The organism is Coleofasciculus sp. F4-SAH-05, from assembly GCF_040222985.1.
GTDB classification, from domain to species: domain Bacteria; phylum Cyanobacteriota; class Cyanobacteriia; order Cyanobacteriales; family Coleofasciculaceae; genus Coleofasciculus; species Coleofasciculus chthonoplastes.
This window is the reverse complement of record NZ_JAVKBY010000152.1, coordinates 50,195-61,135: the sequence shown is the minus strand read 5'-3', so window position 1 is coordinate 61,135 and position 10,941 is coordinate 50,195. Positions and strand designations below refer to the sequence as shown.

The 10,941-nt window shown below is 46.2% G+C and carries 7 protein-coding genes and 3 pseudogenes; 7 read left to right on the top strand and 3 right to left on the bottom strand.

Going from position 1 to position 10,941, the window contains the following annotated elements:
• Nucleotides 1-245 precede the first annotated feature (245 nt).
• The 3 pseudogenes from RIG27_RS18375 to RIG27_RS18365 form a co-directional block, all read right to left on the bottom strand.
• Nucleotides 246-2,294: pseudogene (locus RIG27_RS18375) on the bottom strand (LAGLIDADG family homing endonuclease); the annotation flags it as partial.
• Between the two features lie 153 nt (nucleotides 2,295-2,447).
• Nucleotides 2,448-3,320: pseudogene (locus tag RIG27_RS18370) on the bottom strand (DNA topoisomerase (ATP-hydrolyzing) subunit B); the annotation flags it as partial.
• 30 nt (nucleotides 3,321-3,350) lie between these two features.
• Nucleotides 3,351-4,397, bottom strand: a pseudogene (locus tag RIG27_RS18365) (ATP-binding protein); the annotation flags it as partial.
• A 281-nt stretch (nucleotides 4,398-4,678) separates the two neighbouring features.
• Between RIG27_RS18365 and miaA the strand changes: the two are divergent.
• From miaA to RIG27_RS18330, 7 genes are all read left to right on the top strand, one after another.
• Nucleotides 4,679-5,575 (top strand): tRNA (adenosine(37)-N6)-dimethylallyltransferase MiaA, encoded by an 897-nt coding sequence (gene miaA, locus RIG27_RS18360; RefSeq protein ID WP_446347503.1) that lies wholly within the window; start codon nucleotides 4,679-4,681, stop codon nucleotides 5,573-5,575.
• A 326-nt stretch (nucleotides 5,576-5,901) separates the two neighbouring features.
• Nucleotides 5,902-6,192, top strand: a complete 291-nt coding sequence (locus tag RIG27_RS18355) for a prevent-host-death protein (RefSeq protein WP_446347501.1) — start codon at nucleotides 5,902-5,904, stop codon at nucleotides 6,190-6,192.
• A gap of 106 nt (nucleotides 6,193-6,298) precedes the next feature.
• Complete coding sequence (locus RIG27_RS18350) at nucleotides 6,299-6,571, top strand: PIN domain-containing protein (protein WP_446347511.1); 273 nt, start codon at nucleotides 6,299-6,301, stop codon at nucleotides 6,569-6,571.
• A gap of 170 nt (nucleotides 6,572-6,741) precedes the next feature.
• Nucleotides 6,742-7,443 (top strand): carbonic anhydrase, encoded by a 702-nt coding sequence (locus RIG27_RS18345; RefSeq protein ID WP_446347499.1) that lies wholly within the window; start codon nucleotides 6,742-6,744, stop codon nucleotides 7,441-7,443.
• Nucleotides 7,444-7,574: 131 nt separating this feature from the next.
• Complete coding sequence (glcD, locus tag RIG27_RS18340) at nucleotides 7,575-9,047, top strand: glycolate oxidase subunit GlcD (RefSeq protein ID WP_446347497.1); 1,473 nt, start codon at nucleotides 7,575-7,577, stop codon at nucleotides 9,045-9,047.
• Nucleotides 9,048-9,183: 136 nt separating this feature from the next.
• On the top strand, nucleotides 9,184-10,002 hold the full coding sequence (locus RIG27_RS18335; RefSeq protein ID WP_446347495.1) for a hypothetical protein: 819 nt from the start codon (nucleotides 9,184-9,186) through the stop codon (nucleotides 10,000-10,002).
• A 24-nt stretch (nucleotides 10,003-10,026) separates the two neighbouring features.
• A complete protein-coding gene (locus RIG27_RS18330) occupies nucleotides 10,027-10,662 on the top strand; it encodes a hypothetical protein (RefSeq protein WP_446347493.1) in 636 nt (211 codons plus the stop codon).
• Nucleotides 10,663-10,941: the final 279 nt, after the last annotated feature.

Below are 10,941 nucleotides of genomic sequence, written 5' to 3'. Positions count from 1 at the left end.
TTTGGTTGATCATTACAAGCTCTTAGGTTTAGTCAAAACTGAGCGCAAGCGGCATCGAGACAATGCCGCTCGCTCAAAAGAAATCTGGGCTTCTTCTGGTTAAGTTGACACCAATGGGCATTGCCGTGCCCCTACAGGTAGTCCTAAGATTGTAGAGACGTTGCATGCAAAGTCTCTACAGGGTTTTGGTGATTTGCCCAAAAAGGGGGGATGGGAGGGGGATCTAAACCTTGCTACCGGGAAACTTAGATATCTAGATCTGTCAAATCCAGTTTGGCACCATAAGTTTCTATGAACTCCCGCCGGGGTGCAACCCGATCGCCCATGAGAACGGTAAAGATGCGATCGGCTTCAGCCGCATCTTCGATCTCCACCCGCTTCATCGTGCGCGTTTCCGGGTTCATCGTGGTATCCCAGAGTTGTACTGGCATCATTTCACCCAACCCTTTAAACCGTTGGATGGTGTAATTGGCGTTAGCGGGGAACTCATTTTGAACCAAGTTGGTGAGTTCGCGATCGCTATAACAGTAATAATGATTGCGTCCACGTTCTACTTTATACAATGGCGGACAAGCAATATGGATATATCCCTGATCCACTAATGCTCGTTGATAGCGATAGAAAAAGGTAAGTAATAGAGTGCGGATATGGGCGCCATCTACATCAGCGTCAGTATTCCGTGCTGCCAATCCTCCTATACCACAAATAAAGTTTTCGTCACCCTCCACGGAGAAATCATACACATAGTCACCCACCAATTCAACTTCATGATTCTCCACTACTTTCAATCCCATCAAATCATCGCTGATGGGTAGATATTGTTGCGGCTGACTCTTTGGACGTGTCAGATAATCTTCCAATCGTTTTGCCTGATGATGGCGCTGCCAGATTAGCCGACACTGTTTCAGTTGCTCTTTACTGTAGATGCGAATAAAGTAGGCAAGATGTCGTGTTTGAACAGGAGATTCAGGAGGATTTCGGTGCTGGCTATTGTGAACACCAGCAATTAAGCCAAGTTGTCCCAATAAATAGAGTAAACCATCTTTCAATGTGGCAGAAACCGTTCCAAATACAATGCTATTTTTGGTAACTGAGCCATCACCGAGTAAATAACCCTCCAAAAATGCCAGTTGCAAGGATTCAGGTAAGCTAAAGACAATATCCGGCAACTTCTTCTCGTGCGCCCATCCATTCAATTCCCACGCTTGTAATAGTCGCGCAGCGGCAACACTGTGGAAATAAAGTTTAATCCCATCGTATCGTGGATCATTATAGCGACGTGGTGTTTCACCGAAAACCTTTTCTATCGCTGTGATCAGTTCAGGAATAAACGGTTCATCCTTTTTACCTAAACTCAGGCTAACTTGATGCTGACTCAGGGTTCCCTCAGCTACATACCACCCCAAGAACCACATTAGTTCTGGCGTAATCGGCAAATAGCGGTTAAATGCCTTATTCGTATGCGCCTGGGGTACAAGTTGCACGTCATCACCAAGCTGCGCTAGTTCACTCGGCGTAAAGTATTCAAAGGGTTTATAGTTACTCACCTCACGCCAACGGGCATTTTTACTCGTATCATCTTGGGCTAAACAGTCGTCCAGCTTCGAGGGTAAAGTCTCGTAACTCACATTATCATTTCCGCCAATCGCATCCAGATAATTGAGGAAATCCGGTAACGTGGGGCGATTCATCCCCCGTTCCCAATGACTAATCGTTATCGGCTGCTTCACGCCAACTGTCGTCGCCACCTGCTTCTGGGATATTCCTAATCCTTGACGTTGAGCAATTAACTGTTGCCATCCGGCTGAGTCTAGCGTAACCCGTGGCTGATTCCATTGATCCGGTCGCGTCACCTTTGCCAAAACCCGTTGACTAGCAATTTGTCGCACATCTTCCCCTTGCAGATAAAGGGATTGAGTCAATCCGGCTCGATACAATGTTTTGAGCAAATCCACTCGTGTCGGAGTTTCGGTGGGGCGCGGTAAACGCCGACTCGCCACCAACCAATCACCGGGTTTGATTTCATTCCCTTTTTTCAGGCGCACCTCTCCATCTTCATAGACAAAAACACTATGGGAAGACGTTACCTTCACCGAGCGATTGTAGTGCGTGGTGATTTTGTACATCGGTTCCTCATGGCTGTGACGAATCACGGCTTTCAGAGGGCGGAAGCGGGTGGCGTGTGTCACCGGATCAAAGGAAATCACCTGATAACGTTCGGTGGTACGACGCCCTTCGATGCAATCATCAATGAACCCGCCAATAGAGACAAATTCCGTGCGTCCGGTATCATCCATAACGAGAGTGGGTTCATCTCCGGCGACACTCATAATCACGATGCGGTGGTAGCGCAGATTTGAGGCGTCAAATTCCTCTCCTTTGATACCCAAACCCAGGGCGGTAATCAGGGATTGAATCTCTGTGTTTTTGTAAATTTTGGCATCATCGGTTTTCTCGATATTGAGAATTTTACCCCGTAGCGGTAGGATAGCTTGAAATTGGCGATCGCGTCCTTGTTTGGCACTATTGTGAACGAAAACGCCACTGGCTAGGGCAAAGTTATGGGTATGGGGAACTTCAATATCGTAAACATCTACCCGTTTTTCTAAGGGTTCGATGGAAACAACCCGATGATTGTCTTTCCGGGATGGAGACTCCTCGCGTACCAACAGAGCCACTGATGATTCTGGGGTAGATTGCTCAGGGTGAGGAGGGTGCAAGGATGGTGCCCCTACAGCCCCCACTGTTTGATATACCGCATTGGCTTGGACATCACGAGAAAACGCCACTTCAGATAAGCGGGTGCCCAAGCCAGCCGCATCAATCTCTGCTAACCTCTGCCCTCGGCTTTTCTCTGATAGCTTGGCATTCAGGGACATCAGGAAATCGTCTGGCGTTAATAAGGCGGCGGCTTTATAGCTACCATCTCGTACCATAAAGGGGTGATCCGGTGTACAAATCAGTGTTTTCCCATTATCTAGTGTCACCTGAATCACTTGGGTATTCGCCTTTGTCATCCGAGGGTTGATAATCCGCTCTAACCCAATTGTTCCATCATGGCGAATGGTGTAGCAAAAATGCTCTTTCCCCATCGCCTGTTCCGCTACAATTTCTTTGAAGCTGAGGGAACGCCCATCGGCTAACGCAACTCGCGTATCGCCATCAAAACAGCCCCCTGCACTATCCCCCTCAACGATGAAGATTTCCGATTCTGCGGGATCTCTGGAACTACAATCGGCTAACTTACCCGGTAGGGGAGACGACTCTAATACAGATTTCCGCCGTACCAACTCCCGCGCCCGACGTGCTGCTTCTGCGGCTTTAAAGGCTTGAATCGCTTTCTCTAAAACAGAATCAGCGACTTGAGGACGAAATTCCAGATATTCCGTCAACACTTCACCCACCAGGGAATCAACGATACCTCGGACTTCGGTATTCCCCAGTTTGGTTTTGGTTTGTCCTTCAAATTCAGGCTCAGGGACTTTGACGGAAATGACGCCGGTTAATCCTTCCCGAACATTCTCGCCGCCGAGGTTAGCCTCATTGTCTTTAAGTTTATTCCGCTTGCGTGCGATCGCGTTCAATGTCCGAGTCAGAACTGTCTTTAATCCCTCTAAGTGAGTTCCACCGTCAATCGTGCGGATATTGTTGGCAAATCCCAACAAGTTATCGCTGTAAGCATCCACGCACCATTGCAGCGCCACTTCCACTTGCACATTATTCCGTTCACCCTGAACATAAATAATTTCTTGGTGCAGGGGTTCCTTCTGCCGATTCATGTATCCCACATATTCCTGGATACCCCCCTCATAATGGTAGCTGTCGATGCGTTCTGGAGAAATACGGTGATCGGTAAACGTAATCCTCACGCCGCCATTCAGATAGGCGAGTTCTCGCAGTCGCCCTGCTACCGTACTGTAGTCAAACTCGATCCCATTGGTAAAGATTTGCGTGTCGGGTTTGAACGTCACCGAGGTTCCCGTGCGGTTTTCTTGACTGGGTTTGACAACCAACTCACCCATGGCAATCCCGCGTTCGTATCGCTGGGTATGAACCTGTTTCTCTCGCCAAACCGTAACATCTACCCATTCTGACAGGGCGTTGACGACAGAAACTCCAACCCCGTGCAATCCGCCGGACACTTTATACCCGCCGCCGCCAAACTTACCGCCCGCGTGCAGCACCGTCATTACGGTTTCCAATGCTGATTTACCCGTCTTAGAATGAGTATCCGTGGGAATACCCCGTCCATCGTCAGTCACGCTAACGGAACCATCGCTGTTGAAGTCAACTTCGATATGAGTACAATAGCCAGCCAGCGCCTCATCGATCGAATTGTCTACAACCTCGTAAACTAGATGATGGAGTCCCCGTGGACCGGTAGTACCAATGTACATTCCCGGTCGCCTGCGTACCGCTTCGAGACCTTCCAAGACTTGAATCTGATCGGCACTGTAACTACTTGTCATATCAGGGATTCTCCAGTAAACGCTTTCAGCGGTTTATATGCTTTAAAATGACAAAACACTCAAAAATTTTAACACAAAAGGGTTAAAGGCGGCTACAGAGTAGTCTGAAGAGATATTTATAGAGGGGATAGACCTTGCTTTTGATTGGGCAGGGGAGATGGAGGATAGAAGAATTTTGTCAAGCGTCAATGAACCATGAACAATCAACAATGAACAATAACAAACATCCCCAACTGATTGTGATTTGTGGGGCGACGGCGACAGGAAAGTCGGGGCTGGCGTTAGAATTGGCACAGCGATTAAATACCGTAATATTAAGCGCAGATTCCCGTCAAGTTTACCGGGAGTTTGATATTGGTACGGCTAAACCTTCAGTAGCCGAACGACAGTTAGTCCCCCATTACTTAATTGATATCTGCGAAACCACCGAAACATTAACCGTAGCCGACTATCAGGAACAAGCCCAAGAGTTAATTACATCTCTCCCTTCGCCCCTATTACTGGTAGGGGGTACAGGTTTATATATTAAAGCCATCGTTCGGGGATTAAAGATTCCTGGAGTAGCACCTAATGAAGACTTGCGATCGCAGCTCTCATCTCTAGGTCAATCTCAATGCTATAATTTCTTACAACAAGTCGATCCCAGGGCGGCTGAGAAAATTCATCCCCATGATCAAGTCAGAACATTACGGGCATTAGAAGTATTTTATATCACCGGACGCCCCATATCCGACCAGCAAGGGGAAAATCCGCCATCCTATCCGATTCTTCAAATCGGTTTGCAATGTCAAGACGCTGACGCCCTCACCCGTCGTATTACCCAGCGAACTGAAACTATGGTGACAGCCGGATTAGTCGAAGAAGTGAAAACATTAGCCGATAAATACGGCTGGGATTTACCACTTTTAGATACATTAGGATATCGAGAAATGAAACACTATTTGGCAGGTGATATATCTTTATCTGAGGCAAAAACATTAACAGTTGTGCATACGCGACAATTTGCCAAGCGTCAGCGAACATGGTTTCGGGCGTATCCAGAAATTAAATGGTTTGACGCGGATAGTCCAGATTTAGTCGATCAAGTTTGGCGGTGTGTAAAATAATTTCGAGACAATATATCAATAAACTTAAGGTAGGTTTGTAGTTGCGCTGTCTTCGCCATAAACGCCTGCATCATTTATTACAGAGTGGGTTCGTAGTAGGGGCTTTAGCCCCGGATTTCATGAGTTTTCGGGGCGCACGGGGCGTGCGCCCAATAATTAACTTGCGCTCAATTATCAATAGACTTGGTTCACCCTACACCGGATCGCGATCGCAGATATTGGCAGATAGTGTAGAATGAGTATTGCTGACATACTCCCCAAATAGTTCTCAGATGTTAAATTAGCAATACCCACCAACTGACGATAGGTCACGAAAAGAAAACTCAATGAACTGGAAAATTGAACAAGCCCAGCATAAATTCCCTGAATTAATTAGTGCCACTCGTATCGAACCGCAACTAATTTATAACCAAGATCAACTTGTAGCTGCTGTTATTGAAGCCAAAACGTTTCAGGAATTCCTCGCTTGGCAGCAACAGCATCGTCAACATTCCTTAGCAGATGCTTTTGCCCAATTGCGTCAGCTTTGTGCTGAGGAAAACTATACCATGGAAATTCCAATTCGCGCTGATCGTCTCAATCCTTTTATCGATAATTTCAGTGACATTTCTCTGTGACACCAATATTATTAGCGAACTAGCACGTCCCCAACCTAATCCAAGAGTATTAGAGTGGAGTAATGAGGTTTCCTCAATCGTCTTGAGTGTGATTACTTTAGAATAAATTGCTTACGGTTTAACCTCAAAACCCAATACCAGAATACAACACTGGTTTAATCACTTCTTAAACACCTATTGCCAGATTATACCAATTACGGCTGAGATAGCCCAGCGTTGTGGCGAATTGCGAGGTCAACTGCGAACCCAAGGAAAACCTCGCTCTCAAGCCGATATGCTCATCGCTGCTACGGCTCAAGTCCATCAACTTACTCTGGTAACGCGAAATATCCGTGATTTTGAAGATTGTGGTATTTTAACTTTAAATCCATTTACTTGAGTGTAGGGCGATCGCACTGAAAACGGCACATACTTGCCCAGATGATCAACTATCCTGACGATGCAAAAATCGAATCGTTTGCTCACGATTACAGCAAAATAGCCTATCCATCCCTCTAACTTTCCCCTAAAGTGTGATAGTGTTATCGCACGATAAGGAATGATTGTCTGATGCGAAAGTTATTAAAAGGTGTCCATAACTTCCAAACGCACTACTTCACCAGCCATCGAGAACTATTTGAACGCCTGAGTGAGGGACAACACCCCAGAATTCTATTCATTACCTGTTCAGACTCCCGAATTGATCCGAATCTGATTACTCAAACTGAACCGGGAGAACTGTTTATTATTCGCAATGTGGGTAATATTATACCGCCTTATGGTGCTACCGCAGGTGGCGAAGGCGCGGCGATTGAATATGCGGTTGAAGCATTAGGAGTTAAGCATATCATCGTTTGCGGTCATTCCCATTGTGGTGCTATGAAGGGACTCCTGCAACTGGGAGAACTTACTGAGAAAATGCCGTTGGTGTATGACTGGTTAAAATACGCGGAAGCGACACGCCGGATTATTCAGGAAAACTATCAGGATGCTGAAGGTGAAGACTTATTGAATGCGACGATTGAAGAAAATATTTTGACACAGATTGAAAATCTCAAGACCTATCCCTCCGTTCACGCTAAACTGTATCGGGGTCTGATTAATATTCATGCTTGGGTCTATAAAATTGAAACGGGTGGCGTTTATGTTTACAGCGCTGAGCGATGCAATATTCAAGCGGAACATGAGGAGGAGGAGAGTCAAGAACCCGAAAACTCCTATCTGTCGCCGTTGCTTCAAACTAACCACTCCTCAAATGGCATAAGGCGATAAGCGTAATAAAAAGGGTTGACGAAGAGGGCAATATGTGCAGGGTTGAAAGAAACATCTTAATTCCCTGAAAATAGTATTTTATCAACCCGTTTCAGACGAATTCCCCGTAGCTGTACTCGTGAAATCGACCTATGTTGACCCAAGCCAAGCCCAAACGGAACTGGAAACCCATTATCAAGGAATTTGAAGCCGTTATCGGTAAAAAAGGTGTAGTTCGCCGCAAGGAAGAATTACTCACCTACGAATGTGATGGCTTACCCAGTTATCGCCAACGCCCCGCCTTGGTGGTACTCCCCTGCACGACTGAACAAGTCGCTGCTGCTGTAAAACTGTGCGATCGCTATAATATCCCTTGGGTGGCGCGAGGTGCAGGCACAGGCTTATCGGGCGGTGCTTTACCTGTAGAAGATTGTGTCTTAATCGTCACCGCCTTGATGAAGCGTATCCTGGATATTGACCTTGATAATCAACGGATTGTGGTTCAACCTGGAATTATTAACAACTGGGTGACTCAAGCCGTAAGTGGTGCCGGATTCTATTATGCCCCAGACCCCTCCAGTCAGATTATATGTTCCATTGGCGGTAATGTTGCCGAAAACTCGGGCGGGGTTCATTGTCTCAAATATGGTGTAACCACAAACCATGTTTTGGGGTTAAAACTGGTAGTTCCCGATGGGTCAATTGTCGATGTCGGTGGCACCATTCCGGAAATGCCGGGATATGATTTAACGGGGTTATTTGTGGGTTCCGAAGGCACATTAGGAATTGCCACAGAAATTACGCTGAAAATTCTCAAAACTCCCGAATCCATCTGTGTGGTTTTGGCAGATTTTACCAGCATAGAAGCCGCCGGTGCAGCCGTTGCCGATATTATTGGTGCGGGGATTATTCCAGCGGGAATGGAAATGATGGATAATCTCAGCATTAATGCGGTAGAAGATGTAGTGGCGACAGGGTGTTATCCCAGAGATGCGGGCGCCATTTTATTAGTAGAATTGGATGGGTTAGAAGTAGAAGTCAGCACCAACAAAAAGCGGGTGACTCAACTCTGTCAACAGAATGGGGCGCGAACAATTACCACCGCCAGTGACCCAGAAACGCGGTTAAAACTATGGAAAGGACGCAAAGCGGCGTTTGCGGCGGCGGGACATCTGAGTCCCGATTATTTTGTCCAAGATGGGGTAATTCCTCGTACACAACTGGCTGGGGTACTTAAGGAAATTGAAGCCTTAAGTGAAAAGTATGGCTATCGGATTGCCAATGTTTTTCACGCTGGCGATGGCAATTTACATCCTCTAATTCTGTATGATGAATCAATTCCCGGTGCGTTTGAACAGGTAGAAGAATTAGGGGGAGAAATTCTGCGACTTTGTGTAAATGCGGGTGGGAGTATTTCGGGTGAACATGGCATTGGTGCCGATAAGAAGTGCTTTATGCCCGATATGTTCAGTGAGGTGGATTTGGAGACAATGAAATGGATTAATCAGGTGTTTAATCCCAAAGGCTTGGCGAATCCCGGAAAAGTCTTTCCCACCCCTCGCACCTGTGGGGAAGCCGCCAATGCTCAAAAATCAGCCCAGTTTAAGGATGTGGAACGGTTTTAAGGTTTGTAGTAAGCGCTTTAGCGCTATAAACGCATCGCATCTTAGGGCGGGTTTAATTACATTAAGGGTTGTCTCCAAAATGTGATCAGTAAAACCCGCCCCTACACCTCCATAACTCCGCCCCCATTCCTTTGATATGAGCCAACCAGAATTCGCTAACAGTATCTTTCCGAGTTTCTATTCCCTAGTCTCAGTTAACTATTTCCCGAAAAAATGTTGGCAATTTTGCTTAGGTTTACTATGGATATTTGTACCCAGTTGGGGTAACACATATTGCCAAACGTTAGACACCATCCCAACCCCAATTCCAGAAATAAATCTGACGTCTGAATCTGAAGCCCTATCCAACTCAGCCGCCCAGGAATTAGAGTTAAATCCAGAGATTATTGAGGATAGTCCCGTATTACAACGCTGGTTGCAAGACGTACCCAATGTTTTAGAGGAAATTCGCCATGACCCCAGTTTTCGCACCCGTTTCCGGTTAGGCTATTCCCAGTTTCCCTCAACCGGACAAGCGGGGGGATTAAATATCGGCGTCGAAGATATCTTTATCAATCGTAGCGGTTTCACCGTCAGTGGGGATTATCATACCTCATTTAATGGCGATCGCGAAGCTTTTGGTGTAGACTTGCGGTATTATCTGCGTCCTTTAGGAAATTATGTAAATGTGGCTCCCCTGGTGGGTTATCGCTATCTGGAATCAAACAATTATACCACAGATGGCGTAAATCTCGGTGTAAAATTGCAGTTCGTTTTATCTCGCACTGGTGCGGCTGATATATCTTTAACCCAAAGTTTTGTCTCCCCAGGGAGTGATGATGAAGTCGGTTTAACCACCTTGTCAGTTGGTTATGCGGTTACCCCAGACTTACGCTTATCCACCGATATTCAGAAGCAAAACTCGACAGAAGAAAAAGATAGTCGAGTTGGGATTGTCTTGGAGTGGATGCCTTGATTATTTAGTGTTAAGATAACCAAGATGCTAAATGGAAAACGTCGCAGCGGGAAAACCCCAAAATCAAAGAAGCGAAAATTTTCTACCTTCAATAAAAGCGAGGCATTTCAGTTACTAGGACTTACCGATTTGCTCCCTTGGACTCTGCAAACAGAACCTGTTCAACTCAGTGCCTTTTTCCAAGAACACCTTACCCGACTCAACCGCAACTTTGATCTAGAAAGCTATGAAGAGTCTAAAAAGCTTTTAGTTGATGCCATTTGTGATGAAGCGATTAACCCCTGTGAACGGCTCAAAATCTGGAAAGGAGCGCAACTGGAAAGTGATCAGTTAGCGGGATATGTGGATTACCTAATTGCCGAACGTAAACGATTTCTAGATATGCCGATGCTGTGTATCATTGAAGCCAAAAAAGATGACTTTGAGCAAGGGCTAGCTCAATGCTTGGTCGAGATGCAAGCCTGTCAGTGGAATAACCAACAGAAGAATTATACCATAGATAGTCTGGGAATCGTTACCAATGGCGAAGGCTGGAGATTCTACAAACTCGATATCAATGGAATTGGCTATGAAACGCCCCTGTACTCAACGGGAGACATGGAACTTTTACTTGGACGGCTGCGCTATATTTTTCAACTCTGTCAACAAAATCTGCCGTGATTGAAGCAAGGCAGATGTATAGCGCTACGCGGTGAGGGAATAGGCAATAGTCAACACCTCGACTTACCTCGACTTCGCTCGGTAACACGCTCGGTGTGTCATAGGCAATAGTGAAGAAAAACGCTTACCTTACAAGGGATTGACCCTTCGACTTACCTCGACTTACCTCGACTTACCTCGACTTACCTCGACTTACCTCGACTTCGCTCGGTAACACGCTCGGTAACACGCTCGGTACAAGTCGCTCAGGGTCAAAGCGATTTGAATTTTTCTTTTATG